Origin of the sequence: Pengzhenrongella frigida, from assembly GCF_004168625.1 — a bacterium.
Lineage (GTDB): Bacteria > Actinomycetota > Actinomycetes > Actinomycetales > Cellulomonadaceae > Pengzhenrongella > Pengzhenrongella frigida.
In genome coordinates, this window is record NZ_SDWW01000054.1 from 1 (window position 1) to 24,997 (window position 24,997).

General features: G+C 71.7%; 20 protein-coding genes and 1 pseudogene. 16 read left to right on the forward strand and 5 right to left on the reverse strand.

Annotated elements, in window-relative coordinates; all coding sequences use genetic code 11:
* Nucleotides 1-90: 90 nt before the first annotated feature.
* Nucleotides 91-1,455 (reverse strand): DUF2252 domain-containing protein, encoded by a 1,365-nt coding sequence (locus tag EUA98_RS17060; RefSeq protein ID WP_242511647.1) that lies wholly within the window; start codon nt 1,453-1,455, stop codon nt 91-93.
* Nucleotides 1,456-1,975: 520 nt separating this feature from the next.
* Between EUA98_RS17060 and EUA98_RS17065 the strand changes: the two genes are divergently transcribed.
* The 4 genes from EUA98_RS17065 to EUA98_RS17080 all read left to right on the forward strand — a co-directional run bounded on the left by EUA98_RS17065 (nt 1,976) and on the right by EUA98_RS17080 (nt 7,628).
* Nucleotides 1,976-2,887: a tachylectin-related carbohydrate-binding protein gene (locus tag EUA98_RS17065; RefSeq protein WP_130103902.1), complete on the forward strand. Its 912-nt coding sequence runs from the start codon at nt 1,976-1,978 to the stop codon at nt 2,885-2,887.
* 250 nt (nt 2,888-3,137) lie between these two features.
* Nucleotides 3,138-5,849: a LuxR C-terminal-related transcriptional regulator gene (locus EUA98_RS17070; protein ID WP_255424317.1), complete on the forward strand. Its 2,712-nt coding sequence runs from the start codon at nt 3,138-3,140 to the stop codon at nt 5,847-5,849.
* Between the two features lie 88 nt (nt 5,850-5,937).
* Nucleotides 5,938-6,759, forward strand: a complete 822-nt coding sequence (locus EUA98_RS17075; protein WP_130103904.1) for an alpha/beta fold hydrolase — start codon at nt 5,938-5,940, stop codon at nt 6,757-6,759.
* A 29-nt stretch (nt 6,760-6,788) separates the two neighbouring features.
* Nucleotides 6,789-7,628: an alpha/beta hydrolase gene (locus tag EUA98_RS17080; protein WP_130103905.1), complete on the forward strand. Its 840-nt coding sequence runs from the start codon at nt 6,789-6,791 to the stop codon at nt 7,626-7,628.
* A 121-nt stretch (nt 7,629-7,749) separates the two neighbouring features.
* Here the strand turns inward: EUA98_RS17080 and EUA98_RS17085 are convergent, their stop codons facing one another.
* A complete protein-coding gene (locus tag EUA98_RS17085) occupies nt 7,750-8,061 on the reverse strand; it encodes a winged helix-turn-helix transcriptional regulator (protein WP_350339510.1) in 312 nt (103 codons plus the stop codon).
* A 67-nt stretch (nt 8,062-8,128) separates the two neighbouring features.
* Between EUA98_RS17085 and EUA98_RS17090 the strand changes: the two genes are divergently transcribed.
* The 3 genes from EUA98_RS17090 (at nt 8,129) to EUA98_RS17100 (ending at nt 11,241) form a co-directional block, all read left to right on the forward strand.
* On the forward strand, nt 8,129-8,872 hold the full coding sequence (locus tag EUA98_RS17090; RefSeq protein ID WP_242511651.1) for an NAD(P)-dependent oxidoreductase: 744 nt from the start codon (nt 8,129-8,131) through the stop codon (nt 8,870-8,872).
* 359 nt (nt 8,873-9,231) lie between these two features.
* Nucleotides 9,232-9,693: a SixA phosphatase family protein gene (locus EUA98_RS17095; protein WP_165372881.1), complete on the forward strand. Its 462-nt coding sequence runs from the start codon at nt 9,232-9,234 to the stop codon at nt 9,691-9,693.
* Between the two features lie 21 nt (nt 9,694-9,714).
* Nucleotides 9,715-11,241, forward strand: a complete 1,527-nt coding sequence (locus EUA98_RS17100) for a CYTH and CHAD domain-containing protein (RefSeq protein WP_130103908.1) — start codon at nt 9,715-9,717, stop codon at nt 11,239-11,241.
* A gap of 54 nt (nt 11,242-11,295) precedes the next feature.
* Here the strand turns inward: EUA98_RS17100 and EUA98_RS17105 are convergent, their stop codons facing one another.
* Entirely contained in the window at nt 11,296-11,571 is a 276-nt protein-coding gene (locus EUA98_RS17105) for a hypothetical protein (protein ID WP_130103909.1), read from the reverse strand.
* Nucleotides 11,572-11,645: 74 nt separating this feature from the next.
* Here EUA98_RS17105 and EUA98_RS20665 point away from each other — a divergent pair.
* Nucleotides 11,646-11,726: pseudogene (locus EUA98_RS20665) on the forward strand (hypothetical protein); the annotation flags it as partial.
* Nucleotides 11,727-11,737: 11 nt separating this feature from the next.
* On the opposite strand, the gene EUA98_RS17110 reads toward EUA98_RS20665, so the two are convergent.
* Nucleotides 11,738-13,588, reverse strand: a complete 1,851-nt coding sequence (locus EUA98_RS17110; RefSeq protein ID WP_165372882.1) for a putative bifunctional diguanylate cyclase/phosphodiesterase — start codon at nt 13,586-13,588, stop codon at nt 11,738-11,740.
* A gap of 286 nt (nt 13,589-13,874) precedes the next feature.
* On the opposite strand from EUA98_RS17110, the gene EUA98_RS17115 reads away from it, so the two are divergent.
* Both EUA98_RS17115 and EUA98_RS17120 read left to right on the forward strand, forming a co-directional pair.
* Entirely contained in the window at nt 13,875-17,792 is a 3,918-nt protein-coding gene (locus tag EUA98_RS17115) for a Pls/PosA family non-ribosomal peptide synthetase (RefSeq protein WP_130103911.1), read from the forward strand.
* On the forward strand, nt 17,789-19,156 hold the full coding sequence (locus EUA98_RS17120; RefSeq protein WP_130103912.1) for a M1 family metallopeptidase: 1,368 nt from the start codon (nt 17,789-17,791) through the stop codon (nt 19,154-19,156). Before EUA98_RS17115 ends, EUA98_RS17120 begins: the two co-directional genes overlap by 4 nt.
* Before the next feature lies 1 nt (nt 19,157).
* On the opposite strand, the gene EUA98_RS17125 is transcribed toward EUA98_RS17120, so the two are convergent.
* On the reverse strand, nt 19,158-19,979 hold the full coding sequence (locus tag EUA98_RS17125) for a 4'-phosphopantetheinyl transferase family protein (protein WP_165372883.1): 822 nt from the start codon (nt 19,977-19,979) through the stop codon (nt 19,158-19,160).
* A 214-nt stretch (nt 19,980-20,193) separates the two neighbouring features.
* Here EUA98_RS17125 and EUA98_RS17130 point away from each other — a divergent pair, with 214 nt between their 5' ends.
* From EUA98_RS17130 to EUA98_RS20335, 6 genes are all read left to right on the forward strand, one after another.
* The gene (locus EUA98_RS17130; RefSeq protein WP_130103914.1) at nt 20,194-21,078 is read left to right on the forward strand and encodes an Ig-like domain repeat protein; all 885 of its coding nucleotides are present in this window, start codon (nt 20,194-20,196) and stop codon (nt 21,076-21,078) included.
* A gap of 193 nt (nt 21,079-21,271) precedes the next feature.
* Complete coding sequence (locus tag EUA98_RS17135; RefSeq protein WP_165372884.1) at nt 21,272-22,111, forward strand: glycerophosphodiester phosphodiesterase; 840 nt, start codon at nt 21,272-21,274, stop codon at nt 22,109-22,111.
* A gap of 4 nt (nt 22,112-22,115) precedes the next feature.
* A complete protein-coding gene (locus tag EUA98_RS17140; protein WP_130103916.1) occupies nt 22,116-22,790 on the forward strand; it encodes an arsenate reductase ArsC in 675 nt (224 codons plus the stop codon).
* A 14-nt stretch (nt 22,791-22,804) separates the two neighbouring features.
* Entirely contained in the window at nt 22,805-23,203 is a 399-nt protein-coding gene (locus EUA98_RS17145) for an arsenate reductase/protein-tyrosine-phosphatase family protein (RefSeq protein WP_130103920.1), read from the forward strand.
* A 134-nt stretch (nt 23,204-23,337) separates the two neighbouring features.
* Nucleotides 23,338-24,867: an arsenic transporter gene (locus EUA98_RS17150; protein ID WP_207219127.1), complete on the forward strand. Its 1,530-nt coding sequence runs from the start codon at nt 23,338-23,340 to the stop codon at nt 24,865-24,867.
* Nucleotides 24,868-24,869: 2 nt separating this feature from the next.
* Nucleotides 24,870-24,997, forward strand: a 128-nt coding sequence (locus tag EUA98_RS20335; RefSeq protein ID WP_130103918.1) for an FAD-binding protein, incomplete at its 3' end; no start/stop codon positions are given.

Consider the following 24,997-nt stretch of genomic DNA (forward strand, 5'->3'; position numbering starts at 1 on the left):
GCCCACGGCAACCAGCGCAGCGCATGGGATGCCGGCGAGCGCTTCGACCACCCGAACCCCGAGTACCGATAGCCCGGGCGTGCCGCCGGCTCACAGCCCCGTCTGGACCGTGATCCGCCCGGCGTCGGCGGCCGCCTGCAGCGCGGCATGATCCTTCTCGTTCAGGTCTGCGTAGGCGGTCGCGAAGTCGGCGATGGCCTGGTCGAAGGTGTCCTTGCCGCCGAGGTAGGCGGCGATCGCCAGGCGGTCACCGGAGCGGGCGTGGGCGCGAGCGAGCGTCCAGCCGCACAGTCGGCCGTAGATCGCCATGCCGCCGGGGATCATCTCCTCGGGCGGCAGAGCCCCTTTCCAGTCCCGGAGCTGGCGGATGTAGTAGTCCCGCTCGACCCCGTCGATTCCCTTGGTGCGCTGCCAGCCGAGGAAGATGTCCGAGCTGGCCTGCATGAGGTGCTGTCCGGCGACCACCCGGGCGCCGTGGTTGGCGTACAGGCTCGTCCCGGCGAAGTCCTCCAGGACGGAGGCCTGGGCCTCCTTGGCCTGCAGGAACATCGGGTCGGCCTGGTCCACGCCTTCCATCAGCAGGATCCACGCCCGGGTGCCGACGCTGCCGACGCCGACCACCTTGCGAGCCATGTCGACGAGCGTGAACTCCTCGAGCAGGTGTCTGCGGTCGGACTGCAGCGACCGCCGGTAGGACCGCAGCAGCGTTCTCAGCTGACCGAAGAGCTCCGTCGCGCCCTCGTCGGAGAACAGCTCGGTGACCGGGACGATCAGCGGCGGGTCGCTGATGATCCTGCCCCGTCCGTCCTCGACCTTTGCCAGCTTGTTGAACGCCTGCATGCTGTCCCGCGTGCGGGCCTTGGCCATCGCCTGCTCGGTCAGCTTCGCTCGGGCCGGTTTCAGCTGGGCGAGGATCGCCGGCAGCTCCTGGTCCAGGTCCAGGTGGGCGTACCAGACCTCCAGGTTGGTCTGGGTGGCGAACGTGCGCATGGCCTCCCGGTAGCCGCGCGCGGCCGCCAGCACGACGGCGCGTCGCTCCTTGCGTTTGAAGCCGTTGTCCCGCCCGGCGATCTCGAGGCTCGCCGCGAGGCGCTTGACGTCCCACTCGAACGGGCCCGGCAAGGTCTCGTCGAAGTCGTTGGCGTCGAAGACCAGGTGGCGCTCCGGCGAGGCGAACACCCCGAAGTTGCTCAGGTGCGCGTCACCGCAGAGCTGCGCGCTCAGCCCCGAGTGCGGCGTGCCCCCCAGGTCCGACGCCATGACCAGGGCGGCCCCGCGGTAGAACGTGAACGGCGAGACCAGCATCCGCCCGTAGCGGATCGGGACGAGCTCGGGGACCCGGCTGGCCGCCTGGCGTGCCAGCAGCTCGACCGGGTCGGGGCGCAGGTCGCTCGACGACAGGAGAGCGTGGGACTCCAGCGGGACGGCGGCCCGCGTCGCCTTGCCGTGAGCCACGCGTTCGGCCCTGCTGGAGTGCGGTCTGCGCGCTGGTCGGCGAACCCGCCGCGCCTCGTGGTCGCCCACCTCCACCGGAACCGCCACTTCGGCCGAGTGTGACATCGCCGTCAACCTCTCTCGTCGTTCCGGTTCGAAGGTCCAGGTTCCCCACGCCACCGGGGCGCCGCACCACCCCGTGCGGGTGAGAGCGGCACGAGAAGCGGGACTTCCTGCCTTGGCCGGGGATCCTCGGCGGGACGACCGTGAGCACTTGGGGCTTCTGCGAGCGGAGCGACAGTGGTGGTCCACGACTCGCGTGAGCGGTCGTCCGACGCACCACGTCACGGACCAGATCAGCGCGTAGAGCCATCGCCGCGCCGTCCGGAGTCGTCACGTCGCTGTGAGCCACTCTCCGCGCGAGGCGGCGAATGACCCTCGAGTCCGCCCTTGACACCTCCGCACCCAACCCGCTAGAAGTGGTTTGTTCCTTGCGCGCGATCTTGCAGCCGTTGTGTCCATCACGGGGGAGGATGCGGAAATGAGCATGAAGCACATATTCTACGGCGGGAACGGAACCACGCCGGTCGACAGCGGACTTCCGTTCGTCGGTCGCTTCTTCACCGTCGGAGACGACGGAGCCCTTCGCTTCTGGCGCTACACCGGACGAGGCGAACCCGATCCAAAGGGGGCCAAAGGCTTCACCGAACCCGGCAACAATTCAAGCAACCAGATCGGCCGCGGATTTGGAAGTATGGTTCACATGGCCGGAGGCGGCGACGGAATCATTCTCGCGGTCCAGCCAAATGGTGACCTCACCTACTTCCAGTACAGTGGCAATGGCGAGCAGGACGAGACCGGAACGCTGGGGTTCGAAGGCCCCAACCAGGGGACTGTGATCGGGAACGGTTTCCATACATTTCCACACCTCTTCGTGTCGCCCCGTGAAGGTCACGCCACGAAGACCACGATCTTCCTCGTGAACGAGGCCGGCGACCTGCTGTGGTTCCAGTACAGCGGCAACGGTGAGCATGACCCCTCAGGGACGCTGGGCTTCGAAGGGCCGAACCAAGGAAACCAAATCGGCCGCGGCTTCCGCAACTTCCGACACATCGTCGGGGTCGGTGGCGGTGCATTTCTCGCGGTTCCCGAGAACGGCGACCTGCTGTGGTTCCGCTACACCGGCCACGGCGAGCACGACCCGACGGGGAGCAACGGATTCACGGAAGTCGGGAACAACTCCGGAAACCAGATCGGGCGCGGCTTCACCGACTTCCGTCACCTCTTCGGAGGGTCCACCGATCAAGGCGGACGAGCTGTCATCTTCTACGGGGTCAAAGAAAACGGCGACCTGCTGTTCTGGCGGTACGAAGGCAATGGCGAGAGCGACCCGACGGGGACGCTGGGATTCGACACACCCTTCCAGGGAACCCAAATCGGAAGCGGATTCTGAGGAACGCAGGCCGCACGCCGCCACACGCCGATTTGAGCGGTGCCGTCATGATCTCGAGCACGTTGCGGCGCCAGGTCACTTCACTCCGAGCGAGCACCCGAGACTTGGCCGGGGTGCTGGCGAGGCGCTGTGCGCCATACCGGGGGTGGGCGCTGTCAGTGCCTGGACGGACGGACCGGACGCTGTCACTCGGCGCGCACCGTGTTGCACACCGTGTCTAGGGTGAGTCATCGGCACCCCCGACGGCTCCATCCTCGGACGCAGGAGCGAACTCGATCGCGTGAGTTCGCTGATCGGCGGTGCCCGCAACGGTCGCGGCGGCGCCCTGCTGGTCCGGGGTGACCTGGGCGTGGGAAAGACCGCCCTGCTCGACCAGGCGATCGGCAACGCCGGCGGGATGCGCCTGGTGCGCGCCGACGGGTACGAGGCCGAATCGACGATGGCGTACGCGGCGCTCCAAAGGATCGGCGCACCGATGGCTGCGCATCTCCAGGAGCTGCCTGCCACGCAGGTGGCGGCGCTGCGCATCGCGGCAGGTCTTGATGGCGGGCCGCCGCCTGATCGCTACCTCGTCGGGCTGGGGATGCTCTCGCTCCTGGCGGCTGCGGGGGCCGCCCAGCCTCTGGTGTGCGTCGTCGACGATGCGCACCTGGTCGATGCCGAGTCGCTCGAGATCCTCGCCTTCGTCGCGCGCCGGCTGAAGGCCGAGTCGATCGCGCTGCTGCTCACGACACGTCACGACGCCCGGGTAGACGTCGCCGCCGCGGGGCTGCCGCGGCTGGATCTCGGCGGTCTCGATCCAGTCTCTGCTGTGCAGCTGCTGGACCGGTCGGCGAGCGGGCCGTTGGACCCGTTGATCGCCCGGCAGATCGCGGAGGAGACGCTCGGCAATCCGCTCGCCCTGATCGACCTGGGTCGTGAGTTCACGGCGCGGCAGCTCACCGACTCATGGATATCACCGATGCCCGTGCCGATCGGCTTGCGCCTCGAGACGCACTACCTGGGCCTCGTGGAGGAGATTCCCGACGTCGCGCAGCTCTGGTTGCGCGTCGCAGCGGCCGAGTCAAGCGGGAACGCGATCGTCATCGACCGGGCGGCGTCGCGGCTGGGCGTGCCCGCCGGAGCGGCAGCCGGCGCGGAGCGGGCCCGCCTGGCGTCGGTCCACGACACGGTCACATTCCGCCACCCCCTCGTTCGGGCTGCGGTCTACCACGCGATGACGGCCGCCGATCGGCTGCGGGTACACGGGGCGCTGCGGGACGTTGCCGACGAGCTCGGCCGGCCCGATTTGGCCGTATGGCACGCATCCGCCGCGGCCGTGGGATCGGATGACGCCGTAGCCGCGCGGGTGGAGCAGGCAGCCGACGACGCCGGGGCGCGAGGTGGGTCGGCGTCGCGCGCGCGCCTGCTCTCCCGCGCCGCCGACCTCACCCCGGCCGGTCCGGTCCGCGACGGCCGACTCCTGGCCGCGGCCGAGGCGTCGGCAGCTGCCGGCGGCGCACGAATGGCCCTCGGGCTGCTCGATCGACTCGATGCGACAGGTCTGGATCCCGTGGGTGCGGGCCGGGCGCGCTCGTTGCGGGTGATGCTCGCGATGTTCGTGGCCGACCCCGCCGGGATCACCGGAGGAGCGGCGACGTTGCTGCGCGCCGCGGACCTGTTCCACGGCGTCGCCCCGGAGCTCGAGCAACGAGCCCTGGTGCGGGCGTTCGAGATGGCTCTCACGGCGGAGTGGGCGATGGAGGACCTCACCCTGCCGGAGCTCGGGCGACGCCTCGCCGAAGGGGTGGCCGTGGCCGACGGCTCGCATGCAGTCGCCCTTCGTGCGCTCAGCGCGCACATCCTGCTGCCGTACGAGGAAGCCGTCCCGTCGATGCGTGCCGCGGTCGAGATGCTCCAGACAGCCGACGACGCCGACCTGCTGGACCTGGGGCACTTTGGGATCGCGCTGACCATGGCGTTGTGGGATGAGCGCGCCTGTGTCGAGCTGCTCGAGCGGACGGCGCAGGTGGCCCGGGCGGCGGGGCTCCTGCGCGTGCTGGACACGACGCTCTGGCTTCTCGGCCTTGTCGAGCTCGTGCGAGGCGACCCGGCGGCGTCGGGCCGCTATATCGAGCAGGTGCGCGACCTGCGCACGGCGATCGGCTACGACGCCGAGCAGGTCGTCAACGCCTCGTACCTCGCGTGGGCCGGGGCGCCGACGACGCAGGTCGAGCTGATCGCCAAGGGGATCCTCGCCACGGGATTCGGCGGGGCGTGGACGGTGGCGATGACCGGCCTCAGCGTCCGTCAGCTCGCCGACGGGCACTACCGCGACGCGTTCGAACGGCTGCGGCCCATGGTCGACACACCATTCCTGCAGGTCAGCTACCAGCAGCTGCCCGAGCTCGTGGAGGCCGGGGTGCGCAGCGGGAACTCCGCGGCTGCGCGGTCGGCGGCCGACCGCCTCGCGGTCTTTGCCGCAGCGAGCGGCACCCCGTGGGCCAGGGGGGTGGCCGAACGCGCCGCCGCCCTGCTCGCGCCCGACGCCGAGGCCGAAGACCGCTATGTGCGCGCGATCGAGCACCTACGGCGAACGACCGCGCCCGGTGAGCTCGGCCGAGGGCACCTGCTGTACGGCGAGTGGCTGCGCCGCGTGAAGCGTCGCCGGGAGGCCCGTGAACAGCTGCGCCTCGCCCTGGCGATCTTTGAACGGGTGGCCGCGCCCGCATTCGCCGACCGGGCTCGGCGCGAGCTCGCGGCCACGGGAGAGCACGTCCTGCGGAACGAACCGGGAGACGGCGGCCTCACCCCGCAGGAGGCCACGATCGCGGGCATGGCCGCCAACGGGCAGACGAACGCCGAGATCGGCGCCGCGCTGTTCATCAGCACGAACACCGTCGACTACCACCTGCGCAAGGTGTTCCGGAAGCTCGCCGTGACCTCCCGCCGCCAGCTCGCAGAGCACCTCACGTCGCCCTGAAACCGCGACACTACGTGCACCACGTGGTTCGAGGTCACCCACCCGTGCAGCAGCGTCGAGGCATCCACTCAAGAGAGAGGGGGCTTCGATGTCCCACGTCACAGCCGACGACGGCGCCCAGATCTTCTACAAGGACTGGGGCGCCGGCACGCCGGTGATTCTCAGCCACGGTTGGCCCTTGAACGCGGACGCGTGGGATGCGGCCGCCCGCTACCTCGCCGAGCACGGCCATCGGGCCATCGCCCACGACCGGCGCGGTCACGGCCGGTCCAGCCAGACCTGGCACGGCAACGAGATGGACACCTACGCCGACGACCTCGCGCGCCTCATCGACCACCTCGACCTGACCGACCTCACGCTGGTCGGGCATTCGACCGGCGGTGGGGAGATCGTGCGCTACGTCGGACGACACGGGACCAGCCGCGTCGCCAAGCTCGTCCTCGTCTCGGCGGTCCCCCCGCTCATGCTGCGCACCGACGACAACCCCGACGGGCTGCCGGCCGAGGTCTTCGACGGGATCCGCGGGGGCGAGGCGGCCGACCGTTCTCAGCTGTACCGCGACCTCGCCGACGGACCGTTCTTCGGCAACAACCGCAACAACGACGTCTCCCCGGGCGTCCGCGACGCATTCTGGTTGCAGTCCATGGCGTCCGGCCACCACGGCGCCTACGAGTGCATCGCCGCGTTCTCGGCGACCGACTTCCGGGTCGACCTCGCGAAGATCGACGTGCCGACTCTCGTGATCCACGGCTCCGACGACCAGATCGTGCCGATCGACGTCGGCGGCAGGCGCTCGGCCGCCGCGATTGCCGGCGCGACGCTCACCGTGTACGCCGACGGCGCCCACGGGCTGCCCGACACCGAACGCGATCGGCTGCACGCCGACCTGCTCGCCTTCATCGACTCCTGACCCCTCCACGCGACCCGAAGGGAACCACGATGACCCACCCGACCGACACCACCGCGCCCGACACGATCGTCCTTGTCCACGGCTTGTGGATGACGCCGCGGAGCTGGCGCGGCTGGAAGGAACGCTTCGAGGCCAAGGGCTATACCGTGCTGACGCCCGGCTACCCCGGCTTCGAGATCGAGGTCGAGGCGCTTCGGGAGAACCCCGAGATCATCGCCGATCTGACAGTCCCCGAGACCGTCGACCACATCGCCGCGCACATCGAGGCGCTGCCCAGGCTGCCGATCATCATGGGTCACTCCTTCGGCGGCACGCTCACCCAGCTTCTCCTGGCGAGGGGCCTCGGTGCCTCGGCCGTCGTCGTCGACTCTGCACCGACCGAGGGGGTACGGGTGAACCCGCCCTCGCAGGTGAAGTCCCTCTTCCCCGCGCTGAAGAACCCGGCGAACTTCCGCAAGGCGGTCGGATTCACGCCCTCGGAGTTTCACTACGCGTTCGCGAACACCCTCCCCCGCGAAGAGTCCGACGCCGTATGGCAGGAGTTCGCGATCCCGGCACCCGGCCACTGGGTGTGGGCGTACGGCCTGATCGCGAACTTCAAGCCGGGAAAGCAGGAGACGTGGGTCGACTACTCGGCCGACCGGGCTCCACTGCTGTTCATCGGCGGCGAGAAGGACCACATCATGCCGCCGTCGGTGAACAGGTCGAACGCGAAGCACTACGCCAAGTCGCCCGCGATCACCGAGTACTACGAGTTCCCCGGCCGGTCGCACTGGATCTGCGCCGAACCAGGCTGGGAAGAGGTCGCCGACCACGCGCTCGCCTGGGCTCTCGCCCACGCGACGCCCGCCACGGTGCCGTCCGTGTAGGCCCGCTCGTCGGCCGCCCCTCTTTCGCGGTACCGAGCCCACCGGCCCGGCACGCGGCGATTCACCGGAGCGGCGTGTCGTCTACGTGTCCCCGTGCCCGCGAGTTCGGTGCCGCCGCGTGCTAGCTGGGCTGGTCGTAGACCTGCTGGGCAGTCATGACCATGCCGAGGTGTTCGATCGACCACTCCTCCAGTGCTTTCAGCGGGCCGCGAAGGCTCATCCCGGCGTCGGTGAGCTGGTACTCGACCCGCACCGGCACCTGCGCGTACATGGTGCGCGTGACGAGGCCGTCGCGTTCCATCTCGCGCAGGGTCTGGGTGAGCATCTTCTGCGAGATCCCCTCGATCCGGCGCTTGAGCTCGGAAAAGCGCGCAGTACCGTCGCCGAGCGCCCCGACGACCAGGACCGTCCAGCGGTCTCCGATCCGATCCAAGATGCGCCGGGTCGGACAGCCCTGCTGGTATGGGTCGCCGCCCGGAGCGGCGGAGACGCCCGCGCATGTGGTTACCAAGAAGTGCCTTCTTCCCAACGGTGGTCTGGTCACCTACGGTAACCAGAGTTGGCTTGATCCGCCAGCGCACCGCACAACATGGGGAGACAAACAGATGAGCACCATCGCCGTCATCGGGGGAACCGGGTACGCCGGATCGTCGATCGTGAAGGAGGCCACCTCTCGCGGGCATCAGGTGATCTCACTCAGCCGCTCGCTCCCGGCCGAGCCCGTCGACGGCGCCAGCTATGTGCAGGGCACCGCCGCCGACGCGGAACAGATCGTCACCGGAGCCGACGTCGTGATCGGAGCCCTCTCCCCGCGTGCCGGAACCGAAGGCACCCTGGTGGCCACCTACACGAACCTGGCCGAACTCGCCGCCGCCGCCGGTGCCCGACTGATCGTCGTCGGCGGCTTCAGTTCCCTGCGCCCGGCCCCGGGCGCGCCGCGCTTCGCCGAGGGCGACCTGCCGCCAGAGTTCGCCGCCGAGGCCAGGGAAGGCGACTCCGTGCTCACCGCCCTGAGCACCAGCACGCCACAGAACCTCGACTGGCTCTTCGTCAGCCCCGGCGCCGCCTTCGGCGCCTACACCCCGCAGGGCGAGCCCCGCAACACCTACCGGACCAGCACCGACGTCGCCCTCTTCGACGCCGAGGGCAGCTCCGCGATCGAAGGCCCCGACTTTGCCCTCGCGATCGTCGACGAGATCGAGAAGCCGACCCACCACCGCAGCCAGATCCACTTCGCCTACTGACCGGGCCCCAGCGCATAGACGGTGCTATCGATGTCCGATCGGGACCTCGACACCGGCCTGGGCGGATCCACCGGAGCGAGCACGAAAGGGAGGGTGCAAGACGAGGCCGCGACACCAGCACCAAACGCACCATCCCCCGCCTTGATCGCGGTGAGAGTTCGTCGTCGCCGACGGTGGGGATGAGTCACGCACAGGCGGCGGGTTGCCTGCGGGCCTGGGCTCGCGGGCAACCCTGACCTTGCGGCCGCGGAACTCGCCGGTGAACGCGAGATGAAATCTTCCATCGAGAGTGAAACAACCGAGCGCGCATCGAACACCGCCGCAGGATTCGCCCGGGACGCGCGCCTAGAGTTGGCCACGTGATTCTCGTGCGCCATGCCCATGCCGGCCACAAGGCGAACTGGGACCGGGACGACGGGTTGCGCCCGCTGACAGCCCGCGGCTTGGTCCAGGCCGAGTCCCTGGTCCGATCCCTCACCGATGACGAGGTGTCGGCCGTCTGGTCGAGCGCGGCGGTGCGGTGCCGCCAGACCGTCGAGCCGCTCGCGGCCGCGCGGGGCGTGGCGGTGCAAGACCAGGCGCTGCTCGCCGTGGACGGCGGGGTGGACGAGCTGATGACCTGGATCCTGGGGAACGCGTCCGCGCCGTGGGCGCTGTGCACCCATGGCGAGGTGCTGCACACCCTGCTCGACGCCGGGCGGTCGTCGGGCCGGATCGACGCGCCGGCGCGCGCTACGGAGAAGGGGGCCGCCTGGAGGGTCAGGCCCCGGGAGGACGGCTCCCTGACGTTCGAATACCTTCCACCGCTGAAGTTCCGCTGACCGACGCGAAGGGTTCGCGGCATGGGACACCACCGCCAGATCGACGCCAAGCTCGAGGCACCCCCTGAGGTTGCCGTTCCCGATCTCTCCGGACTGCCTGGCGTTGCCTCGGCCGACCCCGGCGAGCGGTATGTCTTCGAGGCAGCGCACTGGGACACCCCCGATCTCCGCCTGACGCAGGCTCGCATCACGTTGCGCCGTCGATCCGGAGGGCCCGACGACGGCTGGCAGCTGAACGTGCCGGTCTCGGCGGACGAGTGGCTCGACGTGCGGGCCCCGCCCGGACAAGAAGCCTCGGGCGTCCCGGCCGGCCTTGCCGCGGTGATCGCGGCGCGGGTGCGGGAATCGACCCTCCAACCCGTGGCGACGCTCCGCACGGCACGCACGGTGCGCCGACTGCGCGACGCGCACGGACGGGTGCTTCTCGAGGTCGCCGACGACGCGGTGACGTCCACGACTCCCACCGCGACCGCAGCCGTCGTCGACGCGTGGCGCGAATGGGACATCGAGCTCGTCCAGGGCGACCGCGATCTGCTCGCCCGCGCGCTCACGCGCCTGCGATCCGCTGGGGGTTCTTCCCCGCAGTGGCCGTCCAAGCTCACCCGCGCCCTGGGAGACCGGCTGGTCGCGACACCGGCCGAATCCCCGGACGACCAGCTCGACCCACGTTGCGCCGGCGCGGTGGTGCGCGAGCACCTTGCCTCCCTCCGCGACCTGCTCCTGGTGCGTGACCCCCGGGTTCGCCGAGACCAACCGGGTGCCGCGCAGCAGATGCTCGTCGTCATCCGTCAGCTGCGCGCCGCGCTAGCGACGTTTCGGCCCGTGCTCGAGCGCGGGCCGAGCGAGCTGATGCGCACCGAGCTGGGATGGTTGGCCGGGCTCCTCGGCGCGGATCGCGACGCCCAGACCGCCGGCGAAGGGCTCACCGACCTGGTCGCTCGGGAACCCGCTGACCTCGTGCTCGGACCGGTCGCTGAGCGTCTGACGACGAGTCTCGCCGCCGAGCGTGCCGGCGCGCACCATCGGGTGCTCGAGGCACTCGGCTCCGTGCGCTACTACCGACTTCTCGACGCCCTTGATGCGCTGGTCGCGGCGGGGCCGTTGCCGAAGGACGCCGCCAAACCCGCCGTCCGGGTCCTGCCGGGGCTCGTCCGCCACGACTGGGAACGACTGGCCAAGGCCTGGAAAGCGGCGTCGTCGGCCCTGCCCGGCGCGGACCGAGACCGGCACCTGCATTCGGCCTTCACCGCCAGCGCCCGGGTCCGCTACGCGGCGGATGTCGTCGTGCCGACGATGGGTGGCTCGGCGGACAAGTTCGCCCGCTCGGCAAAGGAGCTCCAGTCGCTGCTCGCCAACCACGACGATCTTCTCAAGCGTGGTGCGTTGCTGCTGAACACGGGTATCGAGGCCTCCGCGGCCGGCGAGAGCTCCTTCACGTACGGGCGGCTCCACGCCGTCGAGCAAGCGCGCGCCGCCCACCTCGAGGAGCGGATCTCGGCGGTGTGGAACAAGATCAGCGCCCCGCGTCGGCGCCGCTGGATGAGCTGAACCGCACCACCGTGGCGGCCGGGTAGCGTCCCGGCCGCCGAAGGTCGACCGAGCTCAGCCCAGGAAATTGCCCTGGAGCTCCTCCCGGGCCTCGTGGCCGACCGGGTCAGCCACGGCGTCGGCGTGCCGAGCCCCGAGGTCCGCGGGCCAGCGTGTCGCGCCGTCGACACGTTCCGCGACGCGGGGACTCGCGTTCGCCAGGCCATCGTGCTGGATCTGGTGCAGTGCTGCCTGCGCAGCCTCGCCGGGGTTGCGTCCCGTGACCTCGATCGTGAGGCGCACGACGTACTGCTTGCGACCCTGTGGTGCCGGTGGCGTCGTGAAGGCCATGGACGTTCCTTCGGTCGGGTCGATTCGGCGCTCCAGCACACCACGCGCCCAGCGAACGCCACGACGCGAACGAGATGAACGGACGCCGACGACACAGCGAACCGCCTGCGACCGTACGCACGACGGTGCGCGATGAGCACGCCCGGCTGGATGGGCGCGTCCGCGACTACGTCCCCCTGCTGGTCGAACGGGCTGCCCGCGAACGGTTGGGACTGATCTCACCTCCGGTGGCGAGCGGCCCGACGCTCGACCGGCCACGAACCAGCGCTCCCCGTACCCGCGAGACGGCCATGGTGGTCGCGGACGACCGCTCGAATGCCGGCTCGGGCATCCCGAAGTACCAGCCCTGAGCCAGGTCGCAGCCCATCGCGACGAGCTGCTGGGCCTGTTCGGCGTCCTCGATGCCCTCGGCGCACACCCGGAGCCCGAGCGTGTGTGCGGTCTCGATCACCAGGCGGACCAGCACGGCGTCCTGCGCGCTGCGGGTGACCTTCGCCACGAACGAGCGATCGATCTTGACGATCGACAGGGGTAGCCCGCGCAGCATCGTCAACGACGAGTGGCCGGTACCGAAGTCGTCCAGGGCGATCTGCACCCCGCGCCGGCGCAGCTCGCACAACCGCGCGGTGGTCTCGGCCAGGTTCGAGATCGCGGCGGTCTCGGTGACCTCCACGCAGAGCCGGCGCGCGGGCAGGCCCGAGTCCGCCAACGCCCCCATCACGACGTCGACGAACCCCGGTTGGGCGAGCTGGACCGGGGAGACGTTCACCGAGACCGTCAGGTCCCGCTGCACGCCCGAGGTGTGCCGGGCGGCCTGGTGGCACGCGGCCCGCAGCACCCACTCCCCGAGGTCGAGGATCAGGCCCGTGGTCTCAGCGAGCGGGATGAACTGGTCGGGCGGGACGTTGCCGAGCACCGGGTCGTTCCACCGCGCCAGGGCCTCCACGCCGGTGATGCGACCCGAGGGGAGCTCGACGACCGGCTGGTAGTGCACCGCAAGGGCACCGTTCTCGATCGCCGTGCGCAGGGCGCGCTCCATGTGGCGCCGGGCCTGGGTGGTCTCGGTCGCCTCCAGGCCGGTGCGCATCTCGGGTCGGTACTGCTCGGCCCGTCCCCGACCGTGCTCCTTGGCGCGGTACATGGCGATGTCGGCCTGCTTGAGCAGCACGTCCAGCGACGTGACCAGGACGGCCGGAAGTGTCCCGCCGGTGTGCGCAACCCCCACGCTCGCGCCGATCGTCACGACCTTCTCGGCGCAGACCCCGAAGCTGTCCGTGACCTCCACGACGAACGGGGCCGCGGCCTCCAGCACGAGCCGAGCGGCGAAGGCCTCGCTCTGCGTCACGGTGAGAGGAGTGGCGGTGAGGATCGCGAACTCGTCTCCACCGAGCCGGACGACGACGTCGTCGTGGCGCGAGGCCGCCGTGATCCGGCGCGCGAACTCGGCCAGGACCTGGTCACCGGCGCCGTGCCCGAGCTGGTCGTTGACGTCCTTGAACCGGTCGAGGTCGAGGTAGAACAGCACCGCATGCCACGCCTGCTGACCGGAGGCATGCGCTTGCCCCACGACCCGGATCTGCTCCATCAGGTATCGCCGGTTGGGGAGCCCGGTGAGCGGGTCGTGCCAGGACTGGTACGCGTACTGGCGCGCCAGCCTCTCGAAGATCGCCGAGACGTGGGCCACCCCGAGCGACTCGTCCGGCCAGGTCACGACCACCGCGTTGGCGCTCGCACCCGGAACCCGCCGGGAGATCACCGCCGCGGCCGCCTCCTCCACGGTGGTGTGGTGGTCCAGCACCAGCGTGTCCTCGGCGATCATCGCCAGGATCGGCTTGCGGGCATGGAGCAGCCGCCCGTACCCGAGCCGACCGGTGATGGCGGCCTCGAACCACGATCGATCCACCAGGACCGGTCCGTCCAAGCTCTGGACGACCACGCAATGCAGACCCTGATCCCGCCGGAAGAGCTCATCGACCTCGGCTGCGGTGACCTCCCCCGGGACGAGGACGGCAGGCACAGCAATGTCACCGAGCAGTCCGGCAACACTCTCTCGGGCGCTGTCGCGCACCCAACCCAAGGTGCCCGACGGCGACGGCGACGGCGTTGGCACGGCCGGCCGATCGATTGCTCGCGAGGTCACGGTTCCATGTTCGGCACCCGACCCGCGCACCTGAGGCTCCCGCGCCCCCGATCGGATGAACACCAGATGAATCCTCAGCGAACCCCCGACGCGAGACGTCGAGCCCCCGCTCTGCGGCTCGGACCTGAGCCGTTCGGCCCGACCTGCGTCGTAGCCTTTCCCCATGTCCACCGATGCGCTGGCAACCGACCCGTTGCGGGCCTCGGGCCGAGCCACCGTGCCGCGCACGCTCGTCGACATCTTCACCGCCACCGCGACCCACCATCCCGACGCCATCGCGATCGACGACGGCGACGAGGTCCTCACCTATGCGGCCCTGGCCGAGGCGGTGCGCCTGCGGGCCGACCGCCTCGCCGCGGTCGGGGTCCGGCGGGGCGACCGGGTCGGGGTGCGGGCCACGTCCGGCACGGTCGGCCTCTACCTGTCGGTCCTGGCCGTGCTGCGGTCCGGAGCCGCCTACGTACCCGTCGACGCCGACGACCCGGATGAGCGGGCCCGGCGCGTCTTCGCCGAGGCGGGCGTGGTCGTCATCATGGGCGACGGCCCGGACGTCACGCGGCCGGACGGCTCGGCGCCGCCGACCGTCCCCGACCGGGGCGCGGCCGAGGAACCGCGGCCCGACGACGACGCGTGGATCATCTTCACGTCCGGCTCGACCGGACGCCCCAAGGGCGTGGCGGTCACCCATCGCAGCGCCGCCGCCTTCGTGGACGCCGAGGCGGGCCTGTTCCTGCGAGCGGCGCCCATCAGCCCCGACGACCGCGTGCTCGCCGGCCTGTCCGTCGCGTTCGACGCCTCGTGCGAGGAGATGTGGCTGGCCTGGCGCCACGGGGCCACCCTCGTGCCCGCACCCCGCGCGCTGGTGCGGGCCGGGCTCGAGCTCGGCCCCTGGCTCGTCGAACGCGAGATCAGTGTCGTCTCCACGGTCCCGACCCTGGCCGGCCTGTGGCCGGTGGACTGCCTCGACGGCGTCCGGTTGCTGATCTTCGGCGGCGAGGCCGTCCCGCCCGAGCTCGCCGAGCGACTGGCGCGCGAGGGCAGAGAGCTGTGGAACACCTATGGCCCGACCGAGACCACCGTCGTCGCCTGCGCCGCGCTGCTCAGTCCCGGTGAACCCGTGCGGATCGGGCTCCCGCTGGACGGCTGGGACCTCGCGGTCGTCGGTCCGGACGGCAACGAGGTCCCCCACGGCAGCACGGGCGAGCTGATCGTCGGCGGGGTCGGCGTGGCGCGGTACCTCGACGCCGACCTCGACGCGGTGAAGTTCGCCCCCATGCCTCACCTCGGCTGGGACCGCGCCTACCGCACGGGCGACCTCGTCGTGCGGCACGACGACGGCCTCGTCTTCGGGGGCCGGGCCGACGACCAGGTGAAGGTGAACGGGCACCGGATCGAGCTCGGCGAGGTGGACGCCGCCCTCCTGGCGCTGCCGGGCGTGGCCGGCGCCGCGGCCGCCGTGCGGCGCTCCCCGTCGGGCGCCACGCTGCTGGTGGGGTACGTGGTGCCCGCCGGCCCGGGCGGCCTGAACACGGCGGACCTGCTCGCCCGGCTGCGCGACGCACTGCCCGGCTCGATGGTCCCCCTGCTCGCCGTCGTCGACGACATCCCCTCGCGCACCTCGGGCAAGGTGGACCGCGACGCCCTGCCCTGGCCCGTCGCGGGCCTCGACGCCGCGGGACCGGGCTCGACCCTGCACGGCACCGCGAAGTGGGTCGGACAGCAGTGGGCCACAGTGATCGGGGTCCACCCGAGCGACGAGGACGACGACTTCTTCGCGCGCGGGGGCAGCTCCCTCACCGCCGCCCAGCTCGTCTCCGCACTACGGACCCGGTACCCCGAGGCCACCGTGGCCGAGGTCTACGACCATCCCCGGGTCGGCGACCTCGCCGCCTACCTGCAGTCCCGGTGGCCCGGCCACAGCGGCGACGCCACCACCGCCACCACCCGCACCGTGCGACCGGTGCCCGCCCGCAGCCAGGCGATCCAGCTCCTCGCCCTGCTCCCCCTGCGGGGCCTGGTCGCGCTCCGCTGGCTCACCGTGCTGGCCGCGCTCAACCTCGTGCTCGACGCCGCGTGGTCCGTGCCGTGGGCGGTCGAGGTCTCGTGGTGGTGGCTGGCCGCCGGGTGGCTCGTCACCGTGAGTCCCCTGGGGCGGATGGGGATCAGCGCGCTCGGAGCACGCCTGCTCCTGGCGGGGGTGCTCCCCGGCGACCACCCCCGCGGCGGTTCGGTGCACCTGCGGCTGTGGGCGGCCGAGCGGCTGACGGAGGGGTTCGGTGCCGTCACGCCAGCCAGTGCGCCCTGGATCGGCGTGTACGCGCGGGCGCTCGGGGTGCGGCTCGGCCACGGTGTGGACCTGCACACGGTCCCGCCGGTCACCGGCATGCTCACCCTCGGCGACGGTTGCGCGGTCGAGCCCGAGGTGGACCTGTCCGGATACTGGGTCGACGGCGATGTCGTCCACCTCGGCCGCATCGCGGTCGGCGCGCGGGCCACCGTCGGCGCACGCAGCGTGCTGTACCCCGGGGCGCGGGTCGAGGAAGGGTCCGACGTCGCAGCGGGCTCGGCCGTGCACGGTGCGACCGGCGCCGGGGAGTACTGGATCGGCTCGCCCGCGGCCAAAGCGCACGAGGCGCGCCACCCCTGGCCGGCCCAGCGGCCCGTACGGTCGCGACGTTCGCCGTGGTGGACCGTCGCCTACGGGGCGACGGGCGCGTGCATCGCCTTGCTCGGGCCCCTCGCCGTAGCGGTCGGTCTCGTCCTGGTCGGCTGGGCCGTGCGCCCGGCGACGTCGCTGTCGAGCGCAGCCGGTCCGGCGCTGGCGGCCGGGCTCGGCGCCACCGTCGTCGTCTTCGTCACCTACGCCCTGCTCGTCCTCGGGGCCGTGCGGCTCTTCGGCCGGGGCCTGACCGAGGGGTACCACCCGGTGTCCTCGCGCGTCGGCCTGCAGGCGTGGGCCGTCCAACGGTTGATGGACGCCGCGCGCACCGGCTTGTTCCCGCTGTACTCCTCGATCGTCACCCCGCTGTGGCTGCGCCTGCTCGGCGCCAAGGTCGGGCACGACACGGAGATCTCCACGGTCATCGGCGTGCCCACCATGATGCGGCTGAAGGACGGCGCCTTCCTCGCCGACGACACCATGGTCGCCCCGTACGAGCTCGGCGGTGGGTGGGTCCGGGTCGCCAAGGCCAAGGTGGGTCGTCGCGCGTTCGTGGGCAACTCGGGGATGACCGCGCCGGGCCGGACGGTCCCGAAGAACGGCCTCGTCGCGGTGCTCTCCGCCACCCCCAACCGCACCCGCGCCGGGTCGAGCTACCTCGGCAGCCCGCCGGTGCTCCTGCCCCGGGCCGCCACCCTCGACGACCCCGGTCGCACCTACGAGCCCCCCACCCGGCTGCGCTGGGCGCGAGCCGCCGTCGAGGCCTGCCGCGCCGTGCCGACCCTCGCCGTGGGCGCGCTCGCGCTCGGCACCCTCCTCGCCTTTCAGGCGCTCGTGCTCGCGGGTGGCTGGTGGCTCGCGGCAGCCCTCGGCGGGCCGGTGCTGCTCGCCGCCGGCGCGATCGCCGCGGCGGTGACCATCGCGGCGAAGTGGCTGCTCGTCGGCCGGTTCCGGGCCGGCGAGCACCCCCTGTGGAGCGGCGCCGTATGGCGCGGGGAGCTCGCGGACACCTTCACCGAGATGCTGGCGGCGCCGTTCTTCGCCGACGCCGCCAACGGGACGGTCGCGCTGGTGTGGTGGCTGCGAGGGATGGGGGCGCGCATCGGTCGCGGCGTGTGGTGCCAGACCTACTGGTTGCCGGAGGCCGACCTGGTGCGCCTCGGCGACGGCGCCACCGTGGGGCCCGGTTGCATCGTCCAGACCCACCTGTTCCACGACCGCGTGATGAGCCTCAACACCGTCGTCCTCGCGCAGGGGGCGACGCTCGGCCCGCACGGGGTGATCCTGCCGGCCGCCGAGCTCGGTGCGGGGACCACGATCGGCCCCGCGTCCCTCGTGCTGCGCGGTGAACGGGTCCCGGCCGGCTCCCGCTGGGTCGGCAACCCGATCGCCCCGTGGCGCACGGACGGGGTTCCTCGGTGACGACTGGCGGCACGAGACGAGAACGAGCCCGCGACCCGTACGCCCTCCTGCACGGCAGCACGGCCTTCCACGTCGCGCACTACGACCTCGACCTGACCTACCGGGTCCGCACCAACCGTCTGACCGGCACCGCGACGCTGCGGATCCGTACCCGCGAGATCCTCACCGAGCTCCGGCTCGACCTCGTGGGCCTGGCCGTCACGAAGGTCCAGGTCGCCGGGGCGACGCTCGCCCGCCATCAGCACCGCGCCGGGCGGCTGGTGCTCCAGCTGGCCGACGAGGTCGCCGCCGAGACGGTCCTCACCGTCACGGTGCGCTACGGCGGGCGTCCCGGGCCGATCCCCAGCCCGTGGGGTCCGGTCGGGTGGGAGGAGCTCGAGGACGGTGTCGTCGTCGCGAGCCAGCCGACCGGGGCGCCGACCTGGTTCCCCTGCAACGACCGCCCAGCCGACAAGGCCACCTACCGCACCGCCGTGACCGCGGAGAACCCCTACCGGGTGGTCGCACACGGTGTGCTGGTCGACCGGCGGGTCCGGGGCAGCAGCACGACCTGGGTCTATGAGGAGCTGCACCCGACGGCGAGCTACCTGGCGACGGTGCAGATCGGGCGGTACGCCGAGATCCTCCTCGCCTCGGTGCCCGTGCCGCAGAGAGCGGTGCTGCCCGCGCACCTCGTCCCGCTGGCCCGCCGACGCCTCGCCGAGCACGGGGCGATGATGGCGGCGTTCAGCACGCTGTTCGGCCCGTACCCGTTCCCGAGCTACACCGTCGTGGTCACCGCGGACGAGCTCGAGATCCCGCTCGAGGCGCAGAGCCTGTCCATCTTCGGCGCCAACCACCTCGCGCCGACCCGCGGCGACGAACGCCTCATCCCGCACGAGCTGGCACACCAGTGGTTCGGCAACTCGGTCTCGGTGGCCTCGTGGCAGCACCTGTGGCTCAACGAGGGCTTCGCCTGCTACGCGGAATGGCTCTGGTCGGAAGCGTCCGGCGGCAAGAGCGCCGATTCGCTGGCCCGGCTGTGGCACACCCGGCTGGCCGGGCTCCCGCAGGACCTCGTCCTGGCCGACCCCGGCCCCGCCCACGTCTTCGACGACCGGGTCTACAAGCGGGGTGCCCTGACCCTGCACGCGTTGCGCGGAGCGCTCGGCGACGACGCCTTCTTCGCCCTGGTTCGCGCATGGACGAAGGAGCACGCCGACCTGTCGGTGACCACGACCGAGTTCCGCGGACACTGCGCTGCGCACGCGACCGCCGTCGGCGGCGCATCCCTCGCGCTGACCGTCGCAACGCTCCTGGCCGGGTGGCTCGACTCTCCCCTGCTGCCGGCCCCGACGAAACGCCCCGCCGGGCGCGCCCGGTAGGTCAGGGCCCCTGGCTCGGCGCCGCGGCGAGCCTGGCCAGGACCGCGTCGCCGTCGTGCAGGACGACCGAGAGCCGACGGCGCGCGCCGAGCCGGGCCGACCACCGCCGGCCGCGGGCCGCGCCCAGCAGGGCGACCGCCCCGACCGCGCCCCGGTCGAGCCGGAGGTCGGCGATCTCGACCCGGGTGCGACCGCCGCCGGACTCCGCGCCGGCCGGGCCGCGCGCGGGCAGGTTCGCGGTCCGGCGGTGCGCGTCGAGCAGGGCCGGGTCCATCCGCAACCCGGTCCCGAGCGCCTTGAGTGCTGCCTCCTTGCGCACCCAGGACCGCGCCAGCGCCACCGCCCGGGTGTCGGGAGATCCTCCACGGAGCGCACCACGCTCGGCAGGTGACAGCGCGACGTCGGCGAGTCGTGCGGCGGCCACGGAAGCACAGGACTCGACATCGACCCCGACCCGACCCGCGTCGCTGACCGCGACGGCGATCAGCGGTCCCGCGCGGGTGAGGCTCACGTGCAGCGCGGGCACGCCGCCGCCGTGCGGCACGACCTCGACCTGTCCGTGCGGACCGGCACAGACCGGGCACCGCGCCCGCAGGACGACGTCCCGCGCGGGGCGGCCCAGCCGGGCACCCACGACGCCGCGCAGCAGCGCCCGGGCCACGACGAACCGGCTTGCCTGCTCGGCCGGCAGGGTCGCGGCTCGGGCCCGCTCGCCGTGCGCCAAGCCGGCGACCAGCAGCCCGACGTCGGCCACGTCTGGCTCGACGACCCAGACGTCGATCGTCGGCGCGGCCCGCTTCGGCGCCCACCGATCGTCGGGCATGAGCAGGCTCCTCGCGGTTCGGCGGCGTCCGGATGACGGATCCGAGTGAGTCTCCACCCGGCACGGCTCCGCCCGCCAGTGCCGACTGGCGACCCGCCGAGCTGCGCTCCCTGCCCCGTTTGGGTTGAACCCGGCCCCTTCAGGTCGATGAGGGCTGTGAACCGTCCCCCACGCGACGGCCAACGGCTCTGATCGCCCAGGAGGTCCACCCGCCATGAGAGTCACCGTGGCCCGCGCCGTCGCACTCTCGTGCCTGCTGATCGCATTCACACCGGCCGCCACCGCAGCTGCGTCGTCCAGCGCGGTGGTCGCCGCGACGCATCTCGCGCCCGATCATGCACCGTGGCACGTCCGGCCGGTCACCCCCGCTCCACAGGCCCTCGGAACCACCACCTCGATCGCCGTCACGCCCTCGACGGGCCCAGCGAACCAGACGGTCACGGTCGCGGTCACCGTCGGAGCGGACTCGGGCGACCCGACGGGCACCGTCGTCGTTCGCGACGGTGCGACGATCCTCGCCCGCGCGGTACCCGTCGTCGGCGGCTCGGCGCTGATCGCCACCAACGCGCTGGGTCCAGGCCCGCACACTCTCACCGCCGCCTTCACCGCCAGCACCGGCCAGCGCGGCAGCGGGTCGTCGCCGGTCTCGGTCACGTATGGCCCGTCGACCTCCGCCGGGCACACCGTTGCCGTCGAGATCCCGAGCGGCGCCCTCACCGTGACCTCGACCCGGGTCGGCGGGACCCCGTTCGTCGATGTCGTCGTGACGGACACCCGGGCGGGCAACCTCGGGTTCAGCGCGACCGTCGCCGCGCCCCAGATCAGGGGCCAGCAACGTGTCGCCGCGAGCAGGTCCGCGGCGGGGCTCGCACAGGTCACCGCCCGCCAGGTCCCGGGAAACGCCCTGCGCGCGGGTGATGTCCGGGTGACCGATCTCCCGCGGGTCTCCCCGGGGAGGGTGCCGCAGGTCTTCGCCCGCTACCCGGCGGGGCTGTCCACCGGATCGGTCCACCTGCACGCGCTCGTCACCGCCGCCCACGCCGGGTCACCGGTTCCGGCCACGCCTCCTGGAACCACGCTGAGCTTCACGGCGTTCTGACCCCACGCGCGGCGCGGTCTTCATCGAGCCGACCGCCCCCGTTCATCGCCGAGCCGCGCGAGCGCCGTCGGGCGACGCTAGAACAGTCCGCGGGGCCGCCGTCCGACGCGCCCCTCGACGACCGAGGGGCAAGGATGTGCGACTGCAGGCGCAGTTGAGCCTCGCAATGAACCGCAGGGCGTCGCCCGGTGCCATGAATGTCATCAATGTGGCGCACCGCGGTGCGAGCGCCTTCGTCCCGGAGAACACGCTGGCCGCGTTCCGCCGCGCGATCGCCGTCGGCGCTGACCTGCTCGAGCTGGACGTCCAGCGCACCCGCGACGGCGAGCTCGTGATCATGCACGACACGAGCGTGGCGCGGACCACCGATGCGCGGCTCGCCCTCCCCGGCCGCGGCCCGTGGCATGTCGGCGACCTCACCTTCGACGAGCTCCGCGGCCTCGACGCCGGATCGTGGAAGGCGCCAGGATTTGCCGGCGAGCCGATCCCGACCCTCGCGGAGGTGATCGCCCTCCTCGAGCACTCCCCCACCGGGATGCTCCTCGAGCTCAAGTCACCGGACCTGTACCCGGGGATCGAGGCCGAGGTCGTCGCCCAGATGAACGCGTTCCGCGGGTATGTCGAGCGGAGCGTCGCCACCTCGCGGCTGGTCGTCGAGTCGTTCGACCTCGCCTCGATCCGCGCGTATCGACGCCTCGAGAGGTCCGTGCCGATCGGGGTTCTGGGCACCCCCCGGGCATCCTCGCTCCCCGAGCTCGCGACCTGGGCCGACCAGATCAATCCCGCCCACCGCGCGATCAACGCACGCTACGTCGCCGAGATCCATCGGGCCGGAATGCGCTGCCTGACGTGGACCGTCAATCACGACGCCGCCATGCGGCGTGCGATCAACCTGGGCGTCGACGGCATCATCACGAACCGGCCGGAGCTCCTCCGCTCGGTCTTGGCCGTGGGTCGCCGGGATGCGCCCCCGCGTGCGCCGGTGCCGAGCCAGGCGACGCTTGACAGCCCGATAAAAGTCAGCAATCATTGAGTCAATGAACCCTGACCGGAAAGACGACGACGGCCGTGCCATCGAGATCACCCTCGACCAGCAGGTCGCCCTCAAGACCGCCGCGGCGCGGCTGACGAGCGACTTCGACGGCACGTTCGGCGCGGAGACGATCGAGGCGTTCCTGCGCTCGTCCTACGACGAGTTCGCCGGCCGTGCGAGCGTCGTGACCTTCCTGCCCCTGCTCGCCGAACGGTTCGCCCGCCAGCGCCTGCGGGCCCTGGCGAAGGTCGAGGGCCGCACCCCGGACGGCCGGCCCGTCGTGCTGTTCCTGTGCACGCACAACGCGGGCCGCTCGCAGATGGCGCGGGGCTTCTTCCAGCACCTCGCCGGGGACGCCGCGATCGCCTGGTCCGGCGGCTCCGAGCCGGGCCACGAGGTCAACGCCGCCGCGATCGCAGCCATGCGCGAACGCGGGATCGACATCTCGACCGAGTTCCCCCAGCCCTGGACCGACGAGGTCGTGCGTGCAGCCGACGTCGTGATCACCATGGGCTGCGGCGACGCGTGCCCGGTCTTCGGCGGCAAGCGCTACGAGGAGTGGGAGCTATCCGACCCGCACGGCATGGACCTCGACCAGGTCCGGCCCGTGCGCGACGCGATCGAGGTGCGGGTGCGGACCCTGCTCGACGAGCTCGCCGTCCCGGTCCGTCCCCTGTGACCGCGGTTCCCGAGGTGCGTCGGCCGATCGTGACGTTCGTGTGCATCCATAATGCGGGCCGCTCGCAGATGGCTGCCGGCTTCGCCCGCGCGCTGGGCGGCGACCGCGTCGAGGTCCGCTCGGCCGGCACCGACCCGGACGCGAAGATCAGCGCCACGGCGGCGGCAGCCATGGCCGAGGTCGGCATCGACATCACCGCGCAGGTCCCGCGGCTGCTCACGCTGGCGGACGCCGAGGCGAGCGACGTCGTCATCACCACCGGCTGCGGAGCGGACTGCGCGATGTTCCCGGGCATCGACTCCACCGACTGGACGCTGCCCACCCAGGCCGGCCCCGGGATCGAGCACGTGCGCCCCGTGCGCGACGCGATCCACCACCAGGTGACCCTCCTCCTCGCCCGGCTCGACCGATGAGATCGCCTCATTCCGGGACACATATCAGAGATATTTGATATCAGCGATTACTGATGTAACAATCCTTCGGCGCGCCCGCTTCGCGGTGGGTGCGCCGCTGCGTGTGCCCCACGGCGCACCGCATCCCGATCACCTTGGAGCACGTCCGCATGCTGCTCGCCGTCCTCATCTTCCTGGCCACCCTGACCCTCGTGATCTGGCAACCGCGCGGCCTGGGGATCGGGTGGAGCGCGCTGGGCGGCGCCGGGCTGGCGCTGGCCACCGGCGTGGTCCAGCTCGGCGACGTCCCCACCGTGTGGGGCATCGTGTGGAACGCGACGTTGACCTTCGTGGCGGTCATCATCATCTCGTTGGTGCTCGACGAGGCCGGCACGTTCGAGTGGGCCGCGCTGCACGTGGCCCGCTGGGGCCGCGGCAACGGCACGATGCTGTTCAACCTCATCGTCGTCCTCGGCGCCGCGATCGCGTCCGTGTTCGCCAACGACGGCGCCGCGCTGATACTCACCCCGATCGTGTTCCAGATGCTGCTCGCCCTGAAGTTCCGGCCACCGGCGGCGTTCGCGTTCGTCATCGCCACCGGGTTCATCGCCGACACCACCAGCCTCCCGCTGGTGGTGTCCAACCTCGTCAACATCGTCTCGGCCGACTTCTTCGGACTCACGTTCGCCCGGTACGCGCTCGTGATGATCCCCGTCAGCCTCGTCTCGCTCGGGGCGAGCCTGCTGGTGCTGCGGTTGTACTTCCGCAAGTCCATCCCCGCCCGGTACGACGTCTCCCACCTCGCCACCCCGGCCAGCGCCATCCACGACACTCTGACGTTCCGCGCCGGGTGGGTGGTGCTCGCGGTGCTGCTGCTCGGCTACTTCGCCGCCGACCCGCTCGGTGTCCCCATCGCCGCGGTCGCAGGCGTGTGCGCGACGGCGATCGTGGCCGTCGCCGCGCGCCGACCCGCGCTGGTGTTCGCCGGTCGGACGACGGCGACCGGGCTCGCCCCGAGTCGCCTCGGCAAGGCCGTGGCAGCGTCGGCCTCGGCCTCATCCTCAGCGTCGAGCGAGGAGCCGGCCGTCGAGCACGCCGGCACCCGGGTCGCGGTGCAGGACCGCCCCGACGGTTCCGGCTCGGCCGCCGGCGCCCCGGGCCCGGGCGATGGTCCGGCCACCGGCGCGCGCGGCCCGATCGCCGTCGGCCCGGTGCTGCGCTCGGCGCCATGGCAGGTCGTGCTGTTCTCGCTGGGGATGTACCTCGTCGTGTACGGCCTGGGAAACCAGGGCCTGACCGACCGGCTCGGCGGGGTCTTCGCGTCCTTCGCCGACCACGGCTCGCTGGCCGCCGCCGGGGGTACCGGGTTCCTGGTAGCCGGGATGTCGTCGCTGATGAACAACATGCCCACCGTCCTGGTCGCCGCACTGGGCATCGACGCCGCCGGTGCCAGCGGCATCACCCACGAGCTCATGGTCTACGCGAACGTCATCGGCGCCGACCTCGGCCCCAAGATCACGCCCATCGGCAGCCTCGCGACCCTGCTGTGGCTGCACGTGCTGGACCGCAAGGGCATGCACATCAGCTGGGGCACGTACTTCCGCATCGGCATCACGTTGACCATCCCCGTCCTGGCCATCACCCTCCTGGGGCTGGTCGCCTGGCTCACCCTGATCGGAGCCTGACCATGCCCACCTCCCCCACCGCGACCCTGCGGGACCTGATCATCGTGGGGTCCGGCCCCGCCGGGTACACCGCGGCCCTGTATGCGGCGCGGGCGGGGTTCGCCCCGCTGGTGCTGGCGGGTTCGGTGAC

Bases quoted from the DNA above. Each gene is read 5' to 3' on its own strand.
- EUA98_RS17065 (WP_130103902.1), top strand. From the start codon at position 1,976: ATGAGCATGAAGCACATATTCTACGGCGGGAACGGAACCACGCCGGTC.
- EUA98_RS17075 (WP_130103904.1), top strand. From the start codon at position 5,938: ATGTCCCACGTCACAGCCGACGACGGCGCCCAGATCTTCTACAAGGAC.
- EUA98_RS17080 (WP_130103905.1), top strand. From the start codon at position 6,789: ATGACCCACCCGACCGACACCACCGCGCCCGACACGATCGTCCTTGTC.
- EUA98_RS17100 (WP_130103908.1), top strand. From the start codon at position 9,715: ATGGGACACCACCGCCAGATCGACGCCAAGCTCGAGGCACCCCCTGAG.
- EUA98_RS17105 (WP_130103909.1), bottom strand. From the start codon at position 11,571: ATGGCCTTCACGACGCCACCGGCACCACAGGGTCGCAAGCAGTACGTC.
- EUA98_RS17115 (WP_130103911.1), top strand. From the start codon at position 13,875: ATGTCCACCGATGCGCTGGCAACCGACCCGTTGCGGGCCTCGGGCCGA.
- EUA98_RS17125 (WP_165372883.1), bottom strand. From the start codon at position 19,979: ATGCCCGACGATCGGTGGGCGCCGAAGCGGGCCGCGCCGACGATCGAC.
- EUA98_RS17130 (WP_130103914.1), top strand. From the start codon at position 20,194: ATGAGAGTCACCGTGGCCCGCGCCGTCGCACTCTCGTGCCTGCTGATC.
- EUA98_RS17135 (WP_165372884.1), top strand. From the start codon at position 21,272: ATGAATGTCATCAATGTGGCGCACCGCGGTGCGAGCGCCTTCGTCCCG.
- EUA98_RS17140 (WP_130103916.1), top strand. From the start codon at position 22,116: ATGAACCCTGACCGGAAAGACGACGACGGCCGTGCCATCGAGATCACC.